The 24,011-nt window shown below is 47.9% G+C and carries 27 protein-coding genes and 1 pseudogene; 15 read left to right on the top strand and 13 right to left on the bottom strand.

The window, feature by feature from the left end; all coding sequences use genetic code 11:
* Positions 1–95 precede the first annotated feature (95 nt).
* Positions 96–434: a cupin domain-containing protein gene (locus tag NC981_RS06195; RefSeq protein WP_190379590.1), complete on the top strand. Its 339-nt coding sequence runs from the start codon at positions 96–98 to the stop codon at positions 432–434.
* An 84-nt stretch (positions 435–518) separates the two neighbouring features.
* Here NC981_RS06195 and NC981_RS06190 read toward each other — a convergent pair whose 3' ends face one another.
* A complete protein-coding gene (locus tag NC981_RS06190; RefSeq protein ID WP_348242077.1) occupies positions 519–1,280 on the bottom strand; it encodes a DUF5602 domain-containing protein in 762 nt (253 codons plus the stop codon).
* 434 nt (positions 1,281–1,714) lie between these two features.
* Between NC981_RS06190 and NC981_RS06185 the strand changes: the two genes are divergently transcribed.
* A complete protein-coding gene (locus tag NC981_RS06185; RefSeq protein WP_348242076.1) occupies positions 1,715–2,845 on the top strand; it encodes an amidinotransferase in 1,131 nt (376 codons plus the stop codon).
* Positions 2,846–2,939: 94 nt separating this feature from the next.
* On the opposite strand, the gene NC981_RS06180 is transcribed toward NC981_RS06185, so the two are convergent.
* The 4 genes from NC981_RS06180 to NC981_RS06165 all read right to left on the bottom strand — a co-directional run bounded on the left by NC981_RS06180 (position 2,940) and on the right by NC981_RS06165 (position 7,141).
* Complete coding sequence (locus NC981_RS06180) at positions 2,940–3,656, bottom strand: DnaJ domain-containing protein (RefSeq protein ID WP_348242075.1); 717 nt, start codon at positions 3,654–3,656, stop codon at positions 2,940–2,942.
* A 103-nt stretch (positions 3,657–3,759) separates the two neighbouring features.
* Positions 3,760–4,725 (bottom strand): cysteine synthase A, encoded by a 966-nt coding sequence (cysK, locus tag NC981_RS06175; RefSeq protein ID WP_348242074.1) that lies wholly within the window; start codon positions 4,723–4,725, stop codon positions 3,760–3,762.
* A gap of 91 nt (positions 4,726–4,816) precedes the next feature.
* Entirely contained in the window at positions 4,817–5,263 is a 447-nt protein-coding gene (locus tag NC981_RS06170) for an Rrf2 family transcriptional regulator (protein WP_190379585.1), read from the bottom strand.
* Between the two features lie 156 nt (positions 5,264–5,419).
* Complete coding sequence (locus tag NC981_RS06165) at positions 5,420–7,141, bottom strand: iron uptake porin (RefSeq protein WP_348242073.1); 1,722 nt, start codon at positions 7,139–7,141, stop codon at positions 5,420–5,422.
* A 308-nt stretch (positions 7,142–7,449) separates the two neighbouring features.
* Here NC981_RS06165 and NC981_RS06160 point away from each other — a divergent pair, with 308 nt between their 5' ends.
* The 4 genes from NC981_RS06160 to NC981_RS06145 all read left to right on the top strand — a co-directional run bounded on the left by NC981_RS06160 (position 7,450) and on the right by NC981_RS06145 (position 11,825).
* On the top strand, positions 7,450–9,006 hold the full coding sequence (locus NC981_RS06160; RefSeq protein WP_348242640.1) for a metallophosphoesterase: 1,557 nt from the start codon (positions 7,450–7,452) through the stop codon (positions 9,004–9,006).
* Positions 9,003–9,716 (top strand): Nif3-like dinuclear metal center hexameric protein, encoded by a 714-nt coding sequence (locus tag NC981_RS06155; protein WP_348242072.1) that lies wholly within the window; start codon positions 9,003–9,005, stop codon positions 9,714–9,716. The genes NC981_RS06160 and NC981_RS06155 overlap by 4 nt, the downstream gene beginning before the upstream one ends.
* A gap of 73 nt (positions 9,717–9,789) precedes the next feature.
* Positions 9,790–10,671, top strand: coding sequence for an MbnP family copper-binding protein (locus NC981_RS06150; protein WP_348242071.1), 882 nt, complete (start codon positions 9,790–9,792; stop codon positions 10,669–10,671).
* Positions 10,668–11,825 carry an MbnH family di-heme enzyme gene (locus NC981_RS06145; RefSeq protein ID WP_348242070.1) on the top strand — a complete coding sequence of 386 codons (1,158 nt, stop codon included), beginning with the start codon at positions 10,668–10,670 and terminating at the stop codon, positions 11,823–11,825. Before NC981_RS06150 ends, NC981_RS06145 begins: the two co-directional genes overlap by 4 nt.
* Positions 11,826–11,827: 2 nt before the next feature.
* On the opposite strand, the gene NC981_RS06140 is transcribed toward NC981_RS06145, so the two are convergent.
* The 3 genes from NC981_RS06140 to NC981_RS06130 form a co-directional block, all read right to left on the bottom strand.
* A complete protein-coding gene (locus tag NC981_RS06140) occupies positions 11,828–12,073 on the bottom strand; it encodes a hypothetical protein (RefSeq protein ID WP_348242069.1) in 246 nt (81 codons plus the stop codon).
* 100 nt (positions 12,074–12,173) lie between these two features.
* Positions 12,174–12,380, bottom strand: a complete 207-nt coding sequence (locus NC981_RS06135) for a hypothetical protein (protein ID WP_190379577.1) — start codon at positions 12,378–12,380, stop codon at positions 12,174–12,176.
* Between the two features lie 424 nt (positions 12,381–12,804).
* Entirely contained in the window at positions 12,805–13,227 is a 423-nt protein-coding gene (locus tag NC981_RS06130) for a hypothetical protein (RefSeq protein ID WP_190379576.1), read from the bottom strand.
* Between the two features lie 190 nt (positions 13,228–13,417).
* Between NC981_RS06130 and NC981_RS06125 the strand changes: the two genes are divergently transcribed.
* Positions 13,418–13,780, top strand: a complete 363-nt coding sequence (locus tag NC981_RS06125) for a hypothetical protein (protein WP_348242068.1) — start codon at positions 13,418–13,420, stop codon at positions 13,778–13,780.
* On the opposite strand, the gene rsmG is transcribed toward NC981_RS06125, so the two are convergent.
* Positions 13,777–14,499, bottom strand: coding sequence for a 16S rRNA (guanine(527)-N(7))-methyltransferase RsmG (rsmG, locus tag NC981_RS06120; RefSeq protein ID WP_348242067.1), 723 nt, complete (start codon positions 14,497–14,499; stop codon positions 13,777–13,779). The two genes, NC981_RS06125 and rsmG, sit on opposite strands and share 4 nt — an antisense overlap.
* A complete protein-coding gene (locus NC981_RS06115) occupies positions 14,493–15,158 on the bottom strand; it encodes an energy-coupling factor ABC transporter ATP-binding protein (protein WP_190379573.1) in 666 nt (221 codons plus the stop codon). The genes rsmG and NC981_RS06115 overlap by 7 nt, the downstream gene beginning before the upstream one ends.
* Positions 15,159–15,295: 137 nt before the next feature.
* Between NC981_RS06115 and NC981_RS06110 the strand changes: the two genes are divergently transcribed.
* The 3 genes from NC981_RS06110 to NC981_RS06100 are packed head-to-tail and all read left to right on the top strand — an operon-like array spanning position 15,296 to position 17,319.
* Positions 15,296–16,207 carry a Sll0314/Alr1548 family TPR repeat-containing protein gene (locus tag NC981_RS06110; RefSeq protein WP_348242066.1) on the top strand — a complete coding sequence of 304 codons (912 nt, stop codon included), beginning with the start codon at positions 15,296–15,298 and terminating at the stop codon, positions 16,205–16,207.
* A gap of 42 nt (positions 16,208–16,249) precedes the next feature.
* Entirely contained in the window at positions 16,250–16,708 is a 459-nt protein-coding gene (locus NC981_RS06105; protein WP_348242065.1) for a DUF3531 family protein, read from the top strand.
* 8 nt (positions 16,709–16,716) lie between these two features.
* Positions 16,717–17,319 carry a transglutaminase family protein gene (locus NC981_RS06100; protein WP_348242064.1) on the top strand — a complete coding sequence of 201 codons (603 nt, stop codon included), beginning with the start codon at positions 16,717–16,719 and terminating at the stop codon, positions 17,317–17,319.
* On the opposite strand, the gene NC981_RS06095 is transcribed toward NC981_RS06100, so the two are convergent.
* Positions 17,312–18,298: an ATP-binding cassette domain-containing protein gene (locus tag NC981_RS06095; protein ID WP_190379569.1), complete on the bottom strand. Its 987-nt coding sequence runs from the start codon at positions 18,296–18,298 to the stop codon at positions 17,312–17,314. The two genes, NC981_RS06100 and NC981_RS06095, sit on opposite strands and share 8 nt — an antisense overlap.
* Positions 18,299–18,463: 165 nt before the next feature.
* On the opposite strand from NC981_RS06095, the gene NC981_RS06090 reads away from it, so the two are divergent.
* The 4 genes from NC981_RS06090 (at position 18,464) to NC981_RS06075 (ending at position 21,953) form a co-directional block, all read left to right on the top strand.
* Positions 18,464–19,294, top strand: coding sequence for a GDSL-type esterase/lipase family protein (locus tag NC981_RS06090; protein ID WP_348242063.1), 831 nt, complete (start codon positions 18,464–18,466; stop codon positions 19,292–19,294).
* Between the two features lie 71 nt (positions 19,295–19,365).
* A complete protein-coding gene (locus NC981_RS06085) occupies positions 19,366–20,571 on the top strand; it encodes a 4-hydroxy-3-methylbut-2-enyl diphosphate reductase (protein ID WP_348242062.1) in 1,206 nt (401 codons plus the stop codon).
* Positions 20,568–21,308, top strand: a complete 741-nt coding sequence (locus NC981_RS06080) for a DUF6816 family protein (RefSeq protein WP_348242061.1) — start codon at positions 20,568–20,570, stop codon at positions 21,306–21,308. Before NC981_RS06085 ends, NC981_RS06080 begins: the two co-directional genes overlap by 4 nt.
* 327 nt (positions 21,309–21,635) lie before the next feature.
* Positions 21,636–21,953 carry a hypothetical protein gene (locus NC981_RS06075; RefSeq protein WP_348242060.1) on the top strand — a complete coding sequence of 106 codons (318 nt, stop codon included), beginning with the start codon at positions 21,636–21,638 and terminating at the stop codon, positions 21,951–21,953.
* Positions 21,954–22,024: 71 nt separating this feature from the next.
* Here the strand turns inward: NC981_RS06075 and NC981_RS06070 are convergent, their stop codons facing one another.
* Positions 22,025–22,702 carry a Crp/Fnr family transcriptional regulator gene (locus NC981_RS06070; protein WP_348242059.1) on the bottom strand — a complete coding sequence of 226 codons (678 nt, stop codon included), beginning with the start codon at positions 22,700–22,702 and terminating at the stop codon, positions 22,025–22,027.
* Positions 22,703–22,910: 208 nt separating this feature from the next.
* Here NC981_RS06070 and NC981_RS06065 point away from each other — a divergent pair.
* A pseudogene (locus NC981_RS06065) lies at positions 22,911–23,215 on the top strand (hydroxylamine reductase); the annotation flags it as partial.
* Between the two features lie 333 nt (positions 23,216–23,548).
* On the opposite strand, the gene NC981_RS06060 reads toward NC981_RS06065, so the two are convergent.
* Complete coding sequence (locus NC981_RS06060) at positions 23,549–23,929, bottom strand: hypothetical protein (protein ID WP_190379563.1); 381 nt, start codon at positions 23,927–23,929, stop codon at positions 23,549–23,551.
* Positions 23,930–24,011 lie beyond the last annotated feature (82 nt).

Below are 24,011 nucleotides of genomic sequence, written 5' to 3'. Positions count from 1 at the left end.
CAATGTCATTTCCGCATCTATGGCACGATCGACCCAAAGCAAGAGGTAGGTCTTCCTGATGCATTTTAGGCTGATCGCATCATTGAGGAATCCTTATGACAGACACTAGCGTTAAAAAAGTCGATGCTCAGTTCTCACCGACAGGCGAAATGGGACAGAAATACCTTGCCTCTGGTAAAAGCCTTTCCATGCGCTTGTGGGAGAACGAGCCACCTGCGGAAGCCAAGCCTGCAACTCAACGGGAGTATGAAACAGTTGGATATGTGATTCAGGGTAAAGCCGAGTTGCATCTTGAGGGACAAATGGTGCTTCTAGAGCCGGGAAATTCTTGGGTCGTGCCTAAAGGTGCAAGCCATAGCTACAAAATTTTGGAATCGTTTACCGCGATCGAGGCAACCAGTCCCCCTGCTCAAGTGCATGGGCGCGACGAGTAAAAACTGGCTGTTGTTGCACAGCACTACAGCCAAGCTGTGCAACAACAAAGTGCCACAACCAAGTAGATTACCCTGCATCATTTCTTACTGAACGAACTTACTAAGCGAAATGCGGAACTGATGAGCCTGAGAGTCGTAGCTCATACTATATTGGCGAGGATATCTTCCAAGTGTAGAGTAGCGAACAGGACGAGCGATCGTCTTCTGGAAGGATTGACGTTGGTCAAATGCCGCTTTGCTAATCATTGGCTCTAAGAAATTCATTTTTCCGTTGTAGAAGCCATAGATGAACGTGTGGTTAAACCCGTGCGGCGCACCCTGAAATTCATCCGATTTAGGATCAATCCAGTGCGATCCCTGTCCCGGTTCAGCACTGTCGGGAGCCATCACATAGCCCGCTGGAATGAACCGAGCATCTGGCGTGATGTAAGCCCGTTCCGCATCCTTCCCGATTGCAGTAATGCGCCGACGTGCAGCTTGTGAAATGGTATAGAAATGCACATCAAAGTGGGGAGTGCCATAGATGGGTGCTGGCGGATGTCCCTGGGGATTCCAGTTCAGCCCGATGTGAGTGAATGGAGTCGTGCGGCTTGCTTGACGTGGCAGGGCTAATTCAATCTCAGTCATGGTTGTGGGCAAGTCAGACAGTGCGGATTCTGAGAGAATTACACCTAATTCGGAAACGCGACTCCGATTGTCTAATGCAACATAGGAACGAGCAGTTCCCTGCCCGATCGACTGAGGAGTCCCTTGCACTATGGTGTTTGCGTGAACGGCATTGATGCTCACGACGAGTAACATCAACAGCCCAGAGATAAAAATCCCAAGTTTATGTGATTTCCTCATTATCTTTCTCCAGTTTCAGATAAAAATGCTTCAACCCCCTGACAAGCCAATGAAATCTATTTTTCATCGCAACTGTCTCTTAGCGCTACTGATTTTCACAAAGCGTTAAGTATGCCGGGGCGTTGTATGAATTAATGCCCTAAGAATGCGGGCAAAAACAATCAAGCGATCGCTCGTTATCTAGAGATTCGACCTGGTACAGTAAACAGAACTGATACAAAAAGTTGGGTCCAACAGTGGATGAAATGACAGAGAAAACAGAGAAGCGACTCGATTGAATCGTTAGCGGAGTTGGGTATTAGCGACAGACATACCGACAGATATACATACTGTCCTGCAAGTAGAAAAATTCTTGTTTTTTAGGTAAGTTTTTTTTAGGTAAGTTTCTGAAAGTAGAAAGAACTGTGCGTTCCTAAATCCTTAACGAAAAAAGCATGACCGAAATCACTTCCTCGCAAAGCATCAAGAACAATTCACACCAACAACCATCGACTTGTCCCGTTAATTCCTACAATTCCTGGGATCCACTAGAAGAAGTCATTGTGGGACGATTAGAAGGTGCAACGATTCCCCCTAGTCATCCCGCTGTTACCTTTAATATTCCAAAAAAATCCGCTAGATTGCTCAAAATTTTTGGCGGGATGCCTTATCCAAGGTTTTTGATTAAACGGGCACAAAAGCAGCTCGATGAATTCATTCACATTCTGCAAGCAGAAGGCGTTACCGTCCGTCGCCCTGACGTTCTCAATTTTTCTACGACCTACAAAACGCCCTATTGGTCTTCACGGGGTCACTGTGTTGCCTGCCCTAGAGACGGCTTTATCGTCATCGGCAACGAAATTATCGAAACGCCAATGGCATGGCGATCGCGCTTCCTTGAAGGCTATGCGTATCGATCGTTGTTCCAGGAATACTTTGCAAAGGGAGCACGCTGGACTGCTGCGCCTAAACCGATGTTGCTCGATGATCTCTACGATTACACCTACACAGTTCCCGAATCGGGTGAACCAATGCGGTATGTGATCAACGAATCTGAACCCGTCTTTGATGCTGCCGATTTTATTCGCTGTGGTAGAGATATCTTTGTGCAGCAAAGCAATGTGACAAACCTTGCAGGCATTACCTGGATGCAGCGACACCTAGGCGATCAGTACCGCATTCACATCATTCAAACTAAGTGTCGGACGCCGATGCACATTGATAGTACCTTTATGCCTCTGGCTCCGGGTAAGCTACTGATCAATCCTAACTATATTGATCCTGAAACTCTGCCATCCATGTTTAAGTCGTGGGACATTATCATTGCACCCCCACCTGAACCAAATCCGGGACAGCTATCAAGTTATGTCTCCCTGACCAGTAATTGGATCAGCTTAAACATGCTGATGTTGGATGAGAAACGAGTCATTGTCGAAAAGAATCAAACTTCAATGATGAAGACGCTGAAAGAATACGGATTTGAGCCAATTCCCTGTCCATTTCATGAGTATCCAGCCTTCGGTGGTTCGTTCCACTGTGCAACTTTAGATGTGCGGCGACGAGGGACGCTACAGTCTTATTTCTAAACAAAATTTAGCTATGTCAATTCAAGGCTGTAGGAGATTGCCCTAGCTAAATTTCTTTTTAGCATTTTTTATAAATTTACAGCTTTCCAGTTGACTAACGCGGAATCTCTCGAACCGCAGCTTGAGCTTCTCGGCGCAGTCCTTCTGCAATCCGAAACAGTTCCCGACCATTGCGAAGATGATGGTCATCGTAGTTATAGGTGAAGTAACTTAGCTCGTCGATGCCATCGCTTAATTGATTCAGGCAGTAATAGAGATTTGCGGCTGCATTTGCGGCGCTGGGAGGGTTAGGGAGCGATCGAAAGGTTTGTTGCGCCTTTGCTAACAACTCTTGACACTCTTCTAAATACGTCTGAAAATTTTTCATCAATTCATCATCAAACGGATCAGCAGCGAGTTCGTTGATCTGCGATTTCAGTGGACGAATGATTTGATTCAAGAGACGATTGACGGACGTATGGAGTTTTAGCCAGAGTTTTAGCTGCTGATCTGCATTTTGTTCCGCTTCTCGCTGCTTACGGTACTGAGCTTGTGCCTCTTCCGTGCGTTGGCGGCGCGATCGTAGCTCTGCTTCAGACAATCCCGCCTCTAGATAGCGAAGCTGCTGATCATACGATCGCCGCCTCTGCGGATCGCCCAGCACCTCGTAAGCTGCGTTGATTCGAGAAATCTTCTCGTGACTTGCGGTAGCGCGATTGCTATCGGGGTGAAACTCTTTCGCCAACCGTCGATAGGCTTGCTTGATCTCGGTTTGGGTCGCCGTCGGATCAAGGTCAAGAATTTGGTAGTGGGTGAGGGTGTGAGTTGCCATACGCTCATTCTAAAAGGCGTATGGGGTGAGGGGCTAGGGACTAGAGAAACGCTTTTTTGTCAATCAATTTCTATCTTTATACAGTTTCTCTAGTCCCCAAACTTTAGCCATTTAGCATCGCAGGCATCGTTAACTCTGGATCTTGAAACAGTGCCGTACTGAGATATCGCTCACCAAAGCTCGGTTGAATCATCACGATCAGCTTGCCTACATTTTCAGGACGTTTGCCAATCTCGATCGCTGCCTTTAGGGCCGCACCGCTGGAAATCCCAGACAGCAAGCCTTCTTCCCGCGCCATCCGTCGGCTATAGGCGATCGCATCATCATCCGACACTGAGATCACTTCGTCGATCAGCTCGACATTTAACACAGGCGGCACGAATCCGGCTCCAATTCCCTGAATTTTGTGCGGCCCCGGTCGTCCACCCGATAAAACCGGACTGTTTGCGGGTTCAACCGCGATCGCCCTGAAGCTCGGTTTGCGCTGTTTAATCACTTCTGCAACGCCCGTAATCGTTCCGCCCGTACCGATTCCCGCCACGATAAAATCGACCTCGCCTTCGGTATCTTCCCAAATTTCCGCAGCCGTCGTTTCTCGGTGAACTTGGGGATTGGCGGGATTACGAAACTGTTGCAGCATATACGCATGAGGAGTCGTATCCACAATATGCTGCGCTCGCTGAATACAGCCTGCCATTCCTTCAATTCCCGGAGTCAGTTCTAATTCGGCTCCGTAAGCTCTCAGCATCGATCGACGTTCCGAACTCATGGTTTCTGGCATGGTTAGGATTAACCGATATCCCTTCGCCGCTGCTGCCATCGCTAGAGCAATTCCAGTGTTTCCAGAGGTTGGCTCAACTAAAACCGTTTTTCCAGGTGAGATCAAGCCCTCACGCTCAGCCGCTTGAATCATGCTGATGCCAATTCGATCCTTGACCGAGGCAGAGGGATTCATACCTTCGAGTTTTACCACAATTCGAGCGACGCATCCTTCGGCTTGAGGAATGCGATTGAGTTGAACCAGGGGCGTGTGTCCAATTAAAGCAGTGATATTCTGAGCAATACGCATAAGACAAGTAAGACAGGGGGGTGAAAAGTTCGGATAACAAACGAAGAGAGCAGGAGCGGGACAATCCAATCATCCGATCGACAACAGCAGATCAAATGTAATACATGAAATCGAGCTGGCGACGAGAATCCCGGCGCTCACGCAAATCCTTCAGCGTGTATTTCTGAAACACTGCGTTTGCCGCATCGTTCGCCTCTTGCCAGATCTCGCACACGATCGATCCTTCTAGCGTTTTGCCGGATTTGAGTGCGGTTTCCTGGTCGATCGGTTGGCTATCAAAGCCTTCAAGACAAGCTAACACTTCAAAGAGCGTAATTTTCCACGGTTCCCGCGCGAGTAGGTATCCGCCTTTTGCGCCCCGCTGCGATCGCACAATTCCGCCGCGTCGCAGGGTTGCCAGCAGTTGTTCGAGATAGCGATCAGGAATATTTTGCTGGGCGGAAATCTGTCGAATTTGCAGAGGTTCGCCGCTGTCATAAGCGACAGATAGCTCAATCAGCGCAAGTAGCGCATACTCACTCTTACAGGAAATCTCCACGGGTACACTCTGGGATCAGGTTAACAGGCTCTTTCTAGTATACTCCGGTTTAACACTAGGGTTTTGCAGGTTTTCTAAATGTAATAAAAAAGCCCCGCAAGTTGCGGGGCTTTGCGGACGATAATACGCCGCGTGATTACTCAAGCTGGAATCCGATTAGAACGTGAAGGTCGTCCGAATCGTACCGACATAAACAGTGCGGTTCGCGTCATTATGTTCGGGATTGAGAATCACGATGATGCCCGGTGTGATTGAGAGATTCTGATTGAGGCGGAGGCGATACAATCCTTCCAGGTGGTAGGATACATCGCGGTCGTTGCGACCAGCAACGTTCAGCGATGAAGCTCTCGGCGGAACGCCAAAGATGACACCTGCGAGGTTGCCTTTACCGCCCAAGTCTGGGAATGCCAGAGAAACTGCCCAGTTCCAAGCCTCAGCACGACGACCGGTAGCCGAGGGAAGTGGGCTTTCTCTGAAAGCTTGAGTGTATCCACCCCAAGCCGCCAGCGTGAAGTTTGGCGTGATGCGGAATGCACCTTGAATGCCGAAGTTATTCGCGCTAGTTGCCACCGCACCAAACGGAGCATTTGCCAAGGCGCTTCCGGTTGCACCCACTACACCCTGAGAGACGTTGATCGAACCAGCATCTCCAGCGGCAAAGTTGGTGTAGGAGCGGACATAGGTTAAGCCTAGGTCGATATTGCTAGCAGGTTTGAAGCCTAACTGAGCGATCGCAGCATTTGAGCCATTGAACAAGCCAAATCGATCGCCTGGGTTGTTGGCGTTGCTAGCCAGGTAGCCGAGAGAGACGGTGAGCGCGTTGCCCAACGGGTAGTTGAGCGTTACCCCTGTACCGCCAGCAGCAGCACGGTAGACCGGGTTGAATCGACCAAAGCGGGAGATCGATCCTTGTCCGTCGCTTGCCAGCAAGGGGTTGAAGTTCGGCATGTTGTTGTAGAATTCACCGCCGAATGCGTCGAGCGTGATTTGTCCACCATTGCCGATCGGGAAGCGGTAGAACAATTTATCGATTCCAACCTGGTTGCCGGAAGGGCCGCCGCCTTCATAAGACAGACGTGCCATGTTCGTGCCGGTTACGGTTGCGCCTCCAAAGTTCGGAATGTTGCGACCTTGCAAACGAGTTAATAAGGTGTCTTTTCCGGTAAAGCTGGTCAACAGGCTCAGACGAACCCGATTGCTGAAGGTGGTATTGTCAGCAACTTCGGGCGTTGTCGCTGTGGGAGCGCCAGTGCCTGTAAAGCTGGAAACAGCGACTTGATCGCCCTGAGCACCAGAGATCGAGAAGATTGCTTCCCCTTGCAGTTTCGTCGTGGTTGAGAACTGCTGCTTCTCTAAGGTCGTGGTGCGTGCTTCGAGTGCATCCACTCGTCCTCGCAGTGTGGCTAACTCTGCCGCAAACTGCTCTTGCAGCTTTTGCAGCGTTGCCAAGTCTTCTTTCTTCACTAAGTCTGCGGTCGATGCTGCAATTAGTTCGTTGATGCGGTTAAGGCAGGCGTTCAGACCGGCAGCGAATTCAAACCGAGTGGTGGCGCGGTTGCCGCGGAAGGTACGATCGGGATAACCCGCGATACAGCCGTAGCGTTCAACGAGGGATTGCAGGGCTTGGAATGCCCAGTCAGTCGGGCGCACATCCGAGAGCTGAGAAACCGAGGTGACTTGTCCAGCTTGATTTGCTGAAACAACACCCTCATTGCTATAGGCACTTAATTGATCGAGTGAGGAAACAGTTTGAGTCGTTGCATCAGCTTTGACTTCGTTCGCAGCAACACCAGTTGCACCAAGAGCAGCGGAGACAGTCAGCGTAGCACCAAGCAGTACTGGATTAACCAGCAGCGATTTCCACAAGTTATTAGACATGATCACTTCCGTATTCACACCATCGAACAAAACACATTGGGGTTCCGAATTAAAAGCAGAACGCAATGTTTACAACAGTATACCCTAGTACAATCTTGATTCTTAACGGATTCAGCATGGGGATCATAGAAGGTTTATCGATTTGACTGCGTTGCGGGATTTAGGGTGATCCGGTATACATAGAAATTTTCACAGAATTTTCATAGATTTAACTCAATCATCTTGAATGAAATCTTTCTGAAGAAGATGGCGTGAGCAAGTTTGCTCGTTAGGATAAGTTTTGGTGTCGCGTAGATTAGTCATTCATGATGAGATTCGTTTCCGATCCGGCAACCTCGCTCAAGATTCAAAAGATGCAGGAGCGCGTGAAATGGCGTACACCCAGTTTGATCGATCGCGGGATTGATCAAACTCGATTAGTGATTGAGGACGATCGAGAGCAAGATGCTTTCTCGTTCTTAGTGATTGGGGATAGCGGATCTGGGCGGCATCCGGGACATTTTCCTCAGCGGAGAATCGCAGAACAAATGCTGCCGCACCGTGATGAATCTCGCTTTATTCTGCACACCGGAGATGTGATTTATCTGGTTGGCTCTAGCGAGTTTTATCCACATAATTTTATTGAGCCGTATCGAGAGTTTTTGGTTGGAGGAGAAACACCGAGCCAGATTGCATTTGATCAAATGGTGTTTAATCTGCCGTTTTTACCTGTACTCGGAAATCATGATTATTATGATCTTCCTTTGGTTTATGGAATTCTTTCACAGGTCTCTTATCCGATTAGAAAACTATTACGATCGCGGATTGATTTTGATATTCGATTTCATGGGTCTTATCAGGGAAAAGCGTTCGCGCAGGCGTTCATGGATTTGCTGTCGGTTGCAGAACAGCATGGGAAATTAGCGGCGCATCTCGATCAACACTACACGGCTGAAACCTCGACCGGACGATGCTTGCGATATCAACCGGGATCATTTACGCGATTGCCGAATCGTTACTACACCTTTCGCTATGGTGGGATTGATTTCTTTGCGCTCGATTCTAATACGATTAATGAGCCGATCCCGCTTTCGGCAGGTCAAGCAGGACGAGCCGATCGGCGACGGTTAACCGATCAACGTGCGGCGATCGAACAAGAGATGCAGCAGTTGATGGTCGATATTTCTCGGCTTGATATTAACGAACCTGAACAATCGGATCAAGCGGATGATATTCGGGTCAAATTGCAGCAGCTTGAGGAGATCCAGATTGATATTGAGAAACAATTGAATGCGGAAACGAGCGTTGAGAGCGATTATGAGCAGTTAGATTGGTTGCGCGATCGCTTGGTTCAGTCTTGGCGATCTCCAGAAGTGCGAGGGCGCGTCGTTTATTTTCATCATCCGCCTTATGTAACGGAGGCAACGAAATGGTATCAGGCGCAAACTTTAGCAGTGCGCTATCGATTGCGGCAGGTGTTCGATGATGTGGCAAGAGAGATTGATCTGAAAGGTCGCCCGATCGTGGATCTAGTTCTGAATGGTCATGCTCATTGTTTTGAGTATTTGCGGACTGGAGATACCGGACACGCAGACTCCAATATGAATTGGGTAGTCTGTGGGGGAAGCGGCTATAGTTTGCGGCGACAGCGAGAAGAGGGAGCTGAGATTACAGAGCGGATCGAGTCAGAGGAGCGAATTGTCGCGAAATCTCAACTGTTTGTGGGACGAACTGGACAAGGAGCTTACAAACAGCGCCCTTACTCATTTGTGAGGATTGATGTGACCGCAGATGATCCGGTGAAGTTTATTCTGCGTCCTTATGTTTCCGAGTGGTCAAGGCGACAGTGGCACGATCGCGCCCTTGATCCGATTGTGCTGACATGATTACTCAGCAGTCACTGGTTGAATTTCTCGATCGCTTCTTCAATGTGGATCGGTATCCTGAAGAAGAGCGAGGCGGAATTTATCAACTCAGCGATCGCCCGATTCGTCGCCTGGGACTGGCGCTTGAACCGATTCCGCAGATCGATTACTGGATCACAAAAAATCAAATTGATGCACTCTTCTTACATCGTCCTTGGCAGTTTAATTCTGATCTTGATATTGGTATCGTTTTTTATCATTTAGCGTTCGATGAGCGGTTGACGTTAGGATTTAACTTGCAATTGGCAGATGTATTATCGCTTGTGAACGTGCAGCCGTTCGGATACAAAGCAGACCGAGCGATCGGTATGATTGGAGAGGTTCCATCTCAAAGTTTTGAGCGCTACTGTGTTCAGGTGCGAGAGATTTTTGGGGGTTATGAGTCTGCGAACACGTACTCGTGTAGCGAAGCTAACGGACAGACGGATACGACGGGGAAAGTGGCGATCGTGGGATCAATGAATGATGGTTTGATTCGATCGGCAGCAGAGCAAGGTGCAACCGTTTACATTACTGGACAGTTTCGTGTTTCCGCTAAACAAGCCGTGTTAGATACGGGAATGGGTGTGATTGAAGTGGGGCATCGACGCTGTGAACAGTGGGGATTAAGGACGTTGTCTGCGGTACTGCGGCAGCGTTGGTCAGCGCTCAGAACGATCGTTATAAGCTAAGTTTTACAGCGCGTCGTTTGAATCCGAGTGGTGCTTGTCCTAGAGTTGAGAAGTTTGTCCTAATTGCTGTGTTATGAGATTACAGCTCTCTTTATTTTTTGGTGCGATCGCGTCACTGGTTTCTATTCCAAGTGCGATCGCTCAATCGTCTCAACCTGTTTCGATCCAATTTCGCGGATTGGTTGGCGATCAATCGTTTCAGTGTAATTCAACTTACTTACTCGGTATATCTGCCACCTCTGTTGCTCCTGCTGATTTTCGCTTCTATGTCTCAGATGTAGCGTTGATCGATGCTCAAGGAAAAGCCGTTCCCGTAACATTAACGCAAGATAATCGCTGGCAATATCAGAATGTTGCACTGATTGATTTTGAAAATAAAACCGGAATGTGTTCAAACGGTACGACTGAGACAAACGATCGTATTGTTGGAACGGTTCCAAAAGGCAATTACAAGGGAATTCGCTTCGCGTTGGGCGTTCCGTTTAAGCTCAATCACGAAGATGCAACGATCGCGCCTTCCCCTTTAAACCTCACATCGCTCTGGTGGAATTGGAGAGGCGGCTATAAGTTTGCTCGAATCGATTTTGCGCTACCGATGTCAGGCATGAAGCACGATCAACCTCACTCATCCAATAAACAGCAGGGATTTAATATTCATCTGGGTAGTACCGGATGCAATGCTACGAATAATCGCCAAAAACCAGAAAGTTGTGCAAATCCGAATACTGCAACGATTACATTTGAAAACTTTAATCCCCAAAACAGCGTCATTGTTGCCGATCTTAAATCTCTAGTAGCAAACTCAAATTTGACGAAGAACCAGCCTGACACTGGGCTTGGCTGTATGTCTGATCCTAAAGACGGCGATTGTACTGCAATTCTCACGAATTTCGGATTGCCTCAAACTGGAAAATCTGCCCGTCAAACATTCTTTCGAGTTGCCCCGCGACCATGAAGGGCTGGTTTAACCTTGCGATTCTTACCCTTCTCGCCTTCTGCCTGTCGATCGGCTTGAGTGCTGCATTTTCTAGAAGTGATGCAGCCTCTAGCTACGATTGGCAACTCCCCGCATGGACACCACCGCCGATCGTGCCTGCCAACAATCCGATGAGTGCTGCAAAAGTCGAACTCGGACGGCATCTCTTTTATGAAAAGCGTCTTTCGGTCACGAGGGAATTTTCTTGCGCCAGCTGTCACGACCAATCCCGCGCCTTTACTGAGAAAAAATCGGTGTCGATCGGTGCCACCGGAGAGGCACATCCCCGAAACGCGATGAGCTTGGCGAATGTTGCCTACAATTCGGTACTCACTTGGGCAAATCCGTTAATGGCTGATCTAGAAACTCAGCTACTTGTGCCGCTATTTGGCGAGCATCCGATCGAGATGGGCATGACAGGCAAAGAAACAGAGATAGTTGCACTGTTGCGCGATGATTCGCAGTATCGTCGGATGTTCGCTGCTGCGTTCGGGAATGAAGCAATCAGCATTAATACAATGGCAAGAGCGATCGCAGCGTTTGAACGATCGCTGATTTCGTTTAATTCACCCTACGATCAATACCGCTATGGAGGGAACGATCGGGCAATTTCCGAGGCTGCAAAACGGGGTGAAGCCTTGTTTGAAAGTGAAAAATTGGAATGCTTTCATTGTCACGGAGGGATTAACTTTTCTGATTCCACCGTTCATTCCCGTTCTGGTTTCAAGGAAATTGCATTTCACAACACTGGTCTATACAATCTCGATAACAAAGGTGCTTATCCCGCTAATAACACGGGTATTCACGAAATTACTCTCAAGCCGTCTGATATGGGACGTTTCAAAGCACCCACCTTGCGAAATATTGCCTTAACTGCACCCTATATGCACGATGGCAGTATTGGCACACTAGAGCAAGTGATCGAGCATTATGCAGCGGGGGGTCGAACAATTCACGCAGGTCAGTTTGCGGGAGCGGGTAGCGAGAATCCGCTTAAGAGTTCATTTGTGAAAGGGTTTAAGTTAAGCGATCGTGAAAAGCAGGATCTTCTCGCTTTTCTTCGCAGTCTCACCGATGAATCGTTTGTGAAGAATCCGGCATTTAGCAATCCTCAGGTCGATCGCAAAAATTGAATTCATTCCGTCGGGCTCAGACGCTTGATGATCCAACTGCTTGCCCCGCTAATGAGCGCACCCGCCATCAAAATGCCCAAAGCAGGCTGCATCACAGGTGTCCAAAGTGAAAGCCACAGGTTTAATCCGAGTGGCACTTTTGCAGCCTGACCGATTAGAGCGATCGCAAACCAGCCAAAACACAGCAGCACAAAAAACAAGTTCCACATCAGCGCTGTATTCAGCCACTTAAAAAACGTTTCTTTCATAAACTCAATTCAGTCATCTATCCTCATTAACTTAGCAAAAAATGGGCTGCAACTGAATTCAGTGCAGCCCAAACGCCAATAATCCAGGGATAAGCTGTTATTAGAGATCGTGAACCGATGGGAAATCTTTGTCGCGTGAATATTGCAGATTTTCAGGATCAACGTAGTGACAGACTGCATCATTCAAACAAATTACCGCCCAGCCCGATTGGTGCATCTCAACTAATTCATAGCCCGATGCCTGCTGCACAAAATAGCCTCTATGATTCCGTGTACCAGGTTTAACGCCAACTCGATCAATAGACATGATAATTTGCTCCTTAAGCTACAAAGAAATCGCCCGATCGACACTTGTGCAAATCAGAATCAAATCGCTATAAGCCGTGTTAGCACGGCGTGTTAAACGACAATAAACACACCATTGCGTAAACAATTAAATTTCACGCAAGCCGTTTTTTGCTTCTGTAAAGTGGCGAAAAGACTGTTAGAAATGAGGAATATATCCTGATTTTCAAATACTATCATCGACTTTCTAATATGATGATTAAATTATTTGATTTTGTGTTGCAGTATATAAATTAATTGGATTGTTTTGTACAGCGAAATGCAACAATTTTGTAGCGTAGATTGTCGATCGCGTAACGCAAAATTCACATAGCAGCTTTCCACAATAAAGAGAGCCAGAATTTCGTTCTGACTCTCGAAGATTGTAAACAAAAATGAAGGGATTCTTAGGATTCAAATAACCAAGCTTTCACTCTTTGCAAACTCTTCCAGTCGGGTTTTCTTGCCAATCCATCTTCGATATTTTGCTGCACTTCGTCGCGCAATTCTTCAACCGCAAAGGTTAATTGTTGTGCCATTTCAACGTGGGGTCTGACTCCTGGCTTAGACAGATCCAACATTGCCAAAATCAGATTGATGCGAGCTTGTGCATCTTGAGGAACCAGTTTCACCGCTTTTTGAGCGGCGGGAAATGCCAACGCAGGCTTATCCGCCAGCAAATAGAGCCACGCTAAACAAGTCCAAGCTGCACCCGTTTTGCGAGAACGATCGCAGATTTCTTTAAACACTGGAATCAGATTTTCTGGGGCTTCTCCAGCTTTGTAGCGCTCCAGTCCCTCTTCAAAAAGGGCTTCAACCGTTTGAGTCATGACACCTAATCAAAATAATGTAGAGGTTAGTTGGGGTAACTAACCGATCGAACCGTTTCTTATTCTATCGAATCGCCTGACTTGGAATTGCAAGAGGACAATTTTAGGCTAAGTGACTGAAGCCAGAACATCAAAGCTTTACGCGCTCACTCGCACGCTAAAATATGGACGTTCTTTACAAGGATTCACTGTGGTAGAGCGACCCATTAAAAAGTCTGAGCGCCTCGCAAAAAGCGCCGAAGACGCAACTTCAGCATCACCCGATCAGTCCCCAACTGAGAGTTCCGCCGCTCTTCCAGACGGATTCAAGCCTTCGTCCGCACCCCGTCCCGCGAAGAAAGGCGATGCCCCCAGAGATGATGCTAAACCCGCCGAAAGAGAAAAGCGCGGCAAACGCAACGATCGCGGCAAGAAATCCGACGACAAGAAGGATGCACCGCCGATCAATCCTGCCTTGATGCGAGGCCCCAGACCGCCAAAGCCCTCGGCGGCAAAACCTGAGCCTGAGATTCCAGCCGATGCAGAATCGCCTGAAGCTGAAACCGAGTCTTAGAGCGGATCTTGAGCCGGAATGCCGATCGCTCTTGGAAATTCGGGCGACGTAAGGGAGATTTTACGCAGATACAAGCAGTGTCGAACCCCATGCGTTAACGGAGTTTCAAAGCGATCGCATTCTTCCACCACTCCGCCTAATTTTTTTACCGCTTGATCGAGGGCGATCGCTTCCTCTTCTGTCCATTGCCCCCGATATAGCACCGCTAATCCACCCACTTTTAGCAAGGGCAAAGCATATTCCGCGCAGACCGAAGCGGCAGCTACAGCGCGAATGGTTGCCACATCGTACTTCTCTCGATGTCCAGAAGATTGCCCAATTTGCTCAACGCGATCGACGATCGATCTCACATTGCTGAGTTGCAGGGCTTTCGTACTGTCTTGCAGAAAGGTCACTTTTTTGCGCGTCGAATCGAGCAGCGTGATTTGCCAGTCGGGACGTGCGATCGCCATCGGAATGCCCGGAAAGCCAGCCCCGGTGCCAATATCGATCGCGTTTAGATTTGCCCCTGTAGCTTTCGGAAACACACCCCGCAGCGAATCCCACAAATGCTTCTCCCAAAAATCCTCCGGCTCGGTAATGCGGGTTAAATTCTGCTGCTGATTGCCTTTGATCACTAGCTCATAAAACTGCTGAAACTGCGATCGCTGGAATTCGCTCGGACTCCATTGGGTGGTCGATCGCCATAAATCCGTCATCTCCGGTAACGCTATTAACATCCAACCCGCTCCAATCTTCTAAGCTCTTCGGGTTTGACTTCTTTGAGTTCACCGTGGCGCAGCGACCAGCAACGATCGGCAATCTCCAACATGTCGCCCGCATCATGCGACACAACCAGCAAACTCCAGTGTGTTTTCAGTTTTGCCAGCAGTTTCACAAGCTGCCGTCGAATCGACCAATCTAGCCCTGCGGTCGGTTCATCGAGTAAAAGAATGCTGGGTTGCCGAATCAACTGAACGGCTAATGCCAATCGTCGTTGCTGGCCACCACTGAGCGCATGAGGAGCCATCGAAAGCGGCAGATGATCTAAACTGACTTCGCGTAAGGCTTCGTGAATGCGATCGGAACTCAACTCCGGGTGCCCCAACCGCAACTCCTCCAAAATCGTGCCGCCGCAGAAATGCCGCTCTGGAAACTGAAACACCAATCCGCACAACTGCTGCATATTGAGGAAGTTTAATTCCTGCTCGCGCCAGAAGATTTCTCCGCTTGTATGTTCTGCGAGTCCTGCCAAAATCTCCAGCAGCGTACTTTTTCCAGAACCGCTCGGGCCTACGATTAAACTCAACTGCTGAGGCGCAACCTCGAGATTGACTGATTTTAGAATCGGCTCCGGAGTCGCAGTCGGATGATAGGACAAATCGCGCAAATACAGCATGAAGTCAAACCGTTAGGGCAATCCTCAGTTTAACCTGTGTTCATTCGGTCAGGTTGCCCACGTAGAAAGATGAGCGCGGAACTTGCGATCGCGTAAAATCGTCTCTCGAATCCGATGCGTCAAAACAAATCAAAGTTATGGTGAAGTGGCTGTCTGGTCGGCTGGCTCAGCAAGCGAGTACCGTCGCGCTGATGATTGGAATGCTCGCGAGTCCGTCGCTAGCGAAAGATCCGTTTAGAACAAGCAATTCGCGTCCGATTAGCGATCGTACCGAAGCCGCGTTTCGCGCCATCTTCGAGAAAGGCAATTACACAGAAGCGCAGAAATTACTGAATCAGTCGGATCAAAATGAGCCGCTCTCTTTTGCGCTCAAGGGTTTCATCACCTACATCAATTTTCAAGGTGAAGCTGACCCACAGCGTAAACAAGCCTTGCTCAACAATTTCAAAACCTACGCGACTCAAACTCGTACCGTTGCAGAGCAATTATCTAAAACTGATCCGCTACGGGGTAATCTTTATCAAGCCGCAGGCACAATTTTAGAAGGCGGATACATCGCCGCGACACAAGGAACCGTTCGCGGCATTCCTCAGATTTTGGGCAATCTTCAGCAAGCGTTTCGCTATCTCGATGCCGCAGAACGCATTGACCCCAAAGATCCCGAAGTCAATTTAATTAAAGGCTTGATTGATCTAACGCTGTCTACCAATCTAAATTTACCGTTATCGAGTCCGACCGAGGCGATCGCGCGGCTCGAACAAAACGCCCAGCCCCGCTATGTTGCCGATCGTGGGTTAGCCCTTGGATATCGAGATTTAAAACAGTTTGATCGTGCCCTGCAAGCCGTCGATCGAGCGTTGAGCAAAGCGCCGGATAACCCTGAGTTGAGCTACCTGAAGGCGCAAATTCTGGTGCGGAGTCAGCGACATAGCGACAGCATTCCTCTGTTTCAGAAAGCGCTGAGCAAGAAAGATCAACTCCCAGTCGCAACCGTTCAACAGATTCAAAGAGAATTGCGCGGCGCACAACAGCGGACAAACGGACGATAAAATAGAAGTCAGGCAACTTTTACCATCTGCCTGACTTTTTTTATGCGTATTGAGTTTCGAGAGTTTGATCCGTTTAACGTTTGGTTTTGGATTGAGTTTAATACTGTGCCTTCTGAGATGGAGAAGCAGTATGTTGAAGAAGTGTTTAGCTCCTGGTTTTTCCTCGGTAAGCTAGGCGGCTTTAATGCGGAAAATCTGCAAGTGCAAGACATGGGGCTAGAGATTAGCCATATGGAGTATGACGAAAGCATTGCAGGCGACAGCATGATGGCAGTGATGCATAATATGAGCGACTTCGAGTATGAAAGCAACTGGGGACGCTGCTGGTTTGATTTGGGAACCAGTGATGCGATCGCGATCGACATTCTGGTCAATTCACTGCGACAGTTGAGCAAGGATTTTGTGACGATCGATTCCCTAATCATCGGCGGGGAGAACGAAGATTGGCGCGTTCCAGGAAGCGCTGAACCCGGCTTCGTGATGGATAATCAGCGAAATTAGCGATCGGTATGGAAGAATACCTCGCATCTACCGAGATCATTGACTGGCAACATCCGGAAATCCTGAGGCTGAGCAAGACGATCGCAGCACAGCATCAAACTCCCAAAGCCGTTGCAAAAGCTTGCTTTGAGTGGGTTCGAGATCAGATTCGGCACAGCTACGACTATCGGATGAATCCTGTCACCTGTCGAGCTTCTGATGTCCTGTTGCACAAAACCGGATATTGCTACGCCAAAAGCCATCTTTTAGCAGCATTGCTACGATCGCATGGCATTCCAGCCGGATTCTGCTATCAGCGATTGAGCATCGATGACAAAGGTGCGCCTTACTGCTTGCACGGATTCAATGCAGTTTATCTGTCAGGAGTTGGCTGGTATCGTGTGGATGCTAGGGGAAATCGAGAAGGCGTGGATGCCCAGTTCACACCCCCTCAAGAAAAATTAGCGTTCAAAACTCAGCTGGATGAAGAAGCAGACTTTCAAGCAATACTTCCAGAGCCGTTGCAAGTTGTTGTAGACGCTCTGCAATCTCAAAGCACTTGGGACAAAATGCTGTGTTATCTTCCAGATATTTCTTTGGAAGATGCGGAAAAGTTCGGTTTACTTAAGTAGCAACTGATCCAGCTTGGAAAACGCGCCCGATCACTTCTTCGATCGGCGGATCAGTCACGGTTAAATCCGCGACTTGCAACTCCGCGAGAATTTTCGCGATCGTCTGCGTCAAATCTTCCTGCTGCACCAAAAATCGAACCGATTGCTTCTCGACTTCCCGAACATACCCGTATGCCGAGAGTTCAGCCTCAGTGTAGGTGTGATTGAATTCGACTTTGACTTCACGGCAGGGAGAGAACCGATCCACCAGTCCAGCAAGACTGCCATCATAAATAAGCTGCCCATGGTGGATCATCAAAACTCGTTCACATAAAGCAGTGATATCTGCCATGTAATGACTCGTAAGTAAGACAGTGGCACGATAGCGATCGTTATACTCCTTCAAAAATTCACGCACCGCAACTTGGGCATTCACATCCAGCCCTAAAGTCGGCTCATCGAGAAACAAAACTTGTGGCTGATGCAGTAATGCGGCGAGTAATTCCGCTTTCATTCGTTCACCCAGCGAGAGTTTACGAACAGGTTGATTTAATTTGCCATGCAGCGAGAGCATTTCTGACAATTCACCAATTCGGGTTTGCAAGGTGCGATCGCTAATTCCATAAACGGCTGCATTAATTTTGAGCGAGTCAGCCGCAGGCAGATCCCAAATCAACTGCTGCTTTTGTCCCATCACCAGCGTAATTTTTTTCAAGAAAGCCGATCGTCGCTCAAACGGAACGTGTCCCGCAACGGTGACTTTTCCTGAAGATGGATGAATCAATCCGGTTAGCATTTTTAGCGTTGTCGTCTTCCCGGCTCCATTCGCACCGAGAAATCCCACCACTTCGCCGGGTTCGATTTGGAATGAAACATCTTGTACCGCCTTGACTTGGCGATAGGTGCGCTTGAAAAAATGCGTTACTGTTCCCTTGAACCCTGCTTCCTTGATAGCGACAGGATAAATTTTAGTGAGGCGATCGACGGTAATGGTAGACATGAGGGACGAAGAATGAAGAGTTGAATCTTAAGAGATTCTTGCTATTTCAATTCTAGAGATTAATTCAGCTCATCTCGATCACACATCTGCCCGAAGAAATTTTGCATTGTGTGGCTGATTCTGGAGTATAAGATCCCACAGTGTTTACGCAAATCGTCGCAGGCAATGTCTAAGTCAGTTCCGGGCTGGGTTTATCTTTCCGTCGTCACGAATATTGTTTTGGGTACAACGTTAGGATTGTGGTTTCTGGGCGATCGCTATTTCACCGAAACGCTGCTGAATCCTCCGTCTTCACGCACTTCAATGGCTGCCAAAGCCGTGGAAAAACCCGAAATCGTCGCGCAAGCTGCCTCTATGTCATCGGGTCGATCCCTGACTTATCAAGATTGGGTCGATTTGCTGGAGAAAGAAGCCAAAGCGACGATTAAAAGAAAGCCCGATCGCTTAATCGTGCTGGCAGGCGATTCACTTACACTTTGGTTTCCTCAAGAGCTGCTTCCAACCGATTACACTTGGCTAAATCAAGGAATTTCTGGTGAGACTTCAACCGGACTGGCGAAGCGATTAGATCTATTTGCTCAAGCGAAGCCCAAAACTATCTTTGTCATGGTCGGTGTCAATGATCTGCTCAGAGGTCGATCGGAGGAAGAGGTTTTAGAAGCTCAGGAAGACATTATTAAACAGTTAAAGAAATCGCACCCGAAATCGACGATCGTCATGCAGTCGCTCCTTCCTCGCGCCAAAGATTCGATCACTGCAGCCAATGCAACCCAAGTAGAAGCGCTCTCGAACGATCGCATTTATCAATTTAATCGTCGCCTTGCTCAGTTAGCGAAGCAAACTCGCGTGGAATTTCTCAATCTGCAACCGCTTTTCTCTGACAATGAAGGATTCTTACGCTCAGAGCTAACAACCGATGGACTCCACCTAAGTACGCAGGGCTATTTGGTGTGGCGATCGGCAATTCAGACCTTTAATCAATTTGCATACCGTTAACGCGTTCTCACCTTCTTTTAAAGTCGCTAAGCAGTTTATGATCAAAAACGTAGGCGTATCGGAAGGCGGACATGGATACCAAGGCGTTTAAGCTATCGCTCAATCATTCTGAGAACTATCACCGCAAAGGATTCGGACATGGTGCGGAAGTCGCAACCGCGATGCAGTCTGAATATCAAAGCGATTTGATTCAGGAAATTCGCGATCGGGCTTATACGCTGAAACGGGGCGATGTCACGATTCGATTAGCGCAGGCATTCGGCTTTTGTTGGGGCGTTGAACGGGCAGTCGCGATGGCTTACGAAACCCGTCAGCATTTTCCAACTGAGCGAATTTGGATCACTAACGAGATCATTCACAATCCCTCGGTCAATCAGCGCTTGCGCGAGATGAATGTCCTGTTTATTCCGGTCATCAACGGGCAGAAGGATTTTTCCGAAATCGCAAAAGGCGATGTGGTAATTTTGCCTGCGTTCGGTGCGAGTGTTCAAGAAATGCAGCTTCTTAACGATCGCGGCTGTACGATCGTTGATACGACTTGCCCTTGGGTTTCAAAAGTCTGGAACACCGTTGAGAAGCACAAAAAGCGGGCTTATACCTCGATTATTCACGGCAAATACAATCACGAAGAAACTCTAGCAACGAGTTCGTTTGCAGGTAAGTATCTGATTGTGCTGAATCTGGCTGAAGCCCAATATGTTGCGGACTATATTCTGAACGGCGGCGATCGTGACGCATTCCTAGCAAAATTCAGCAAAGCTTGTTCGGCTGGATTTGACCCCGATCAGGATTTAGCTCAAATTGGCATTGCCAACCAAACCACGATGCTCAAAGGCGAAACTGAGCAAATTGGTAAATTGTTTGAACATACGATGCTGAAGAAATATCCGCCGAATGAATTGAATGAGCATTTTCTCAGCTTCAACACCATTTGCGATGCAACCCAAGAGCGCCAAGATGCAATGTTCGATCTAGTGAAAGAGAAGATCGACCTCATGATTGTGATTGGTGGGTATAACTCCTCGAATACAACGCATCTGCAAGAAATTGCGATCGATTACAAGATTCCCTCGTATCACATTGATAGCGTCGAGCGGATTAAGTCCCGGACTGAGATCGAACACAAGCCATTACATCAGGACTTGACGATCGCAGAAAATTGGCTCCCCAGTGGCGAGATTGTCGTCGGCATTACCTCTGGAGCCTCAACCCCCGATAAAGTGGTCGCAGACATTATCGAGCGAATCTTTGAACTCAAAGCGGTTGTGCCTGCATGAAGCGCTTGATTTGGGTCTTGATTTGGCTTTTAAGCTTCTGGTGGGCGAGTCCGGTCTGGGCGGGTGCCTTGTCCGATCGCGTTTCCGCATTTCCCGATTGGCACAATAAACCGCCCGTTGATCGTGCTACCGGAGATCTAATCTATCCCAACTGGATTGCTGGAACTTGGCACGTTAAAAGTACACTAATCGATCTCGTTGCGCCACTCGCTCCCGAAATTGTCACGCCTGGGTTTGAGAGTAATCGCACTTATGTAAATCAGCCGATCGAGTTCGATGTTCGATTTACAAAACAGAAAGAAGTCACTGCCGATCGCGCATTCAATGGCTTGAATATTGCAAAAGCCTATCTGGGCGATCGTGCGGTTCTCTCGGTCAAAGTTGATCCTGATTCTCCCAACAAACAAATCACAACTCTAAGGGACGATCGCATTTTGACTTCCACCATTACAGGCAGAGCGAGCGAAACTCTCACACCTGATCAATTCATTACGAGCGAACTGTTTCAGCAAGTCTTTCGAGGAACGGCGCAACCTTATTTGAATCAGGTTGAAACCACAACCGCGTATAAATACTTAAACAATCAAACTTCTGCGATTGTTGCTGATCAAATCACAGCAATCTATCTATCACCGCAAGATCCCGATTACTTCAAAGCTAGAAATACGCCTATTGCGCTATATCGTTACCGTCTAGAATTCTCACCTTTGGGCGAATCCGTTTCCACAAATTCCTAATTAAACTCAAATAAATCGAAATTCTGCTGCGATTGTTACAGATAATAACCACTCGGTGTCAAAGTAAACTTTGATTTCTTAAACTAGAAAGACAAGAGAGACTTTGCTATTCTCACGATAGATAAGCGGATGGGCTGTCAACCCGTACAGCAATTGGAATTCTTCTGACCCTTTTCACGAAAAGTCCGTTGCGAGAGCAAAACTCGCTGTTAAACGAATTGCGGCTTTCTCATAAATTCTAGAACCGCGTGCAAAATTCAAGCTGTCGAGCACCGACAGCTCCTTTTTAGCCCTCAATTTTTGAACCCACTTGATTTCGGACTCAGTATGAATCACTATTGCGAACAATGGATTGCGGATTGGTGTCAGACGAACGGCTGGACAGATTGGTTTAGAGAACAATCGAGTTATTGGGCGTTTCCTCCAAACTCTGTGATGCCTGTGCCAATTCCAACAACGGTTTTACATACGATCAAAGCCGAGAAAGGTCTGAGCAACGATGAGCGCGTCTGGAGTTTAGGCGCGATCGCGGGAACTGGAATCGCTGCTGCATTGGGATTTGCGGTCGCCTCTCCGATGCCTTTAGTAATGGCGTTCGTTGGCTGCGCAATTGTGTTTGCTCAATTAGACTCTGAAGAAGCTTAGAGTGTTCCTCAATTGAATCGAAAATGAATCGAAAAAGGTGGAAGTTGAATGGCTTCCACCTTTTTACATCTTTACCGACCCGCGAGTTGATTCAATCGGGCGCGATCGAGCAGCTTAACCTTGCTGCCCTCAATTTCAATCAAGCCTTCTCGACCGAGTTTGGCAAACATTCGGGAAAGCGTTTCGGGAATGGTGCCGAGTCTCGCCGCCAATTGTCCTTTGGGGAGATCAAGATCGACAAGATCAGCCTTGTTCGCTTGCTCACTCAAATCAAGCAAATAACTGGCAAGTCGTGCTGGAACTTCTCGCAATGCCAAATTATCGACAAGATGCGAAAACATCCGCAGATGACGCGCAAAACTTTTCAATAGATTGATCGCCAGCGTCGGGCGCTGTTCTAGTAATTGCAGAAAAGCCTGACGTGGAAAGAATAAAACATCTGTCTTTTCAAGGGTTGCGGCTGAGGCAGGAAAACATTCCCCATCTAATGCTGGCACTTCAGCAAAATGATCCCCCTTACCGAAGATGTGCAGGATTTGTTCTTTGCCCTCGGCAGATAGCTTAAACACTTTGACACGACCCGATCGCACAATAAAAAATCCGCTTCCTTCGTCTCCTTGGTGAAACAGAATTTCACCTTTTTTATAGGATTGCGCGATCGAGCAACCTGCAAGTTCAGCTAATTGCTCTGCTGGTAATCCCTGAAAAATCATCGTTTGACTCGGGAATTCAAGTAAGGAAGAGTTCATGAAATTGAGCTTTTCTCTTGAGTCTAGCTGATGGTTCTTTTTGTCGGGAAAGTGGAAGAGAAGCTAAAGATTGCTGCCTTAGCTTGATTTCTTGATCTAAGTCAAAGTGTTCGCCACTTAGCTTGCCTGGAGTACAGGAAGATTATTAGAAGAGCAGATGATGTTTTGCGAACAATGCGAACAGACAGCAAGCAGCCAAGGATGTCATCGCTTGTTAGACATTGGACAATGTAATGATGCTTACTCTGCGATTCAAATTGCGATCGCGCTTGCGAATGCGTTCAAGGTCGATGTGAATCAATTACCGCTCTCGATGATTCTGTCTTGGTACGAGCAAAAGCGGTAGCGGTCTTACTCACCCTACTGCATTTTGGAATTCAAGATATTCGCTTAGGCCCAACTCTGCCAGTGTTCCTCTCGCCAAATGTGTTGAAGTTGCTTTCGGATAATTATCGTCTAAAAGCAATTACGACTCCGGCTGCAGACTTAGCGGCTTGTCTGGGTCAAGGCTAGAGAACAGATGCGATCGTGCTTTAGACTGAAGGCACGATCGCGCTTCCCAAAGAAAATTAAACCCTGTCGATTTTCCCCGAAATCACGAATTAGAACTCGTTCGCTGTATCTGATAGCCCGATCGTCATATCTTCTAACCCCGAAACCACGACAGTGATAGCTGTCGTGGCGAATGCAAATTCATTCTTCGTGAAAACCGCAGCATTCGTGACCACAACTATCCCTGTCGTTACGAATGAGGTTGTTGTCGCAACGAACAAGCTTATTTTTTCAGCAACAATACTGAGCTTTGTCAGAAGCTATATACCTTAGGAGAACGATCGCACTACAGCACTAATCATCTACCACTTGCGCTGCAACTTCCACCGCTTCCACATCGATCGTGCCCGAAGGAGTCATCCGCTTAAACTTGCCTTTTTCCGCCTGCAACGGTTCACCACAGTTAGAACACTGCATCTGCGCCTGATTAAATCCGGTCAACTCTGCACCACACACCGGACAATCCGCCTGCACGATATTTCTTCTCACCCACCACTGAAACACGAAGATCCCAACGATCGGCGCAACGATCAATAGCACCAACACAAATAGAAATGATTTCACCAACCAGCCCAGACCCACTGCGCTCAATAGAAGTGCGAATCCAATGAACGTCAGCAGTCGTCCAAATCCGTTAATGCCGAGTTGTAGGTTATACAGTTGATTCTGATTCACAGCAGTGTCCTCTATTGGAGCGATCGATGCTTTCTCTATTGGAACAGATTTCGCCAAACCTTTAGGGCGGCTTCCTCGACTG

It is taken from the genome of Leptolyngbya sp. DQ-M1 (genome assembly GCF_039962505.1).
In the GTDB taxonomy this organism is placed as follows: domain Bacteria; phylum Cyanobacteriota; class Cyanobacteriia; order Leptolyngbyales; family Leptolyngbyaceae; genus Leptolyngbya.
Note: the sequence above shows the minus strand (reverse complement) of the source record. Positions and strands in the feature narration are given on the sequence as shown.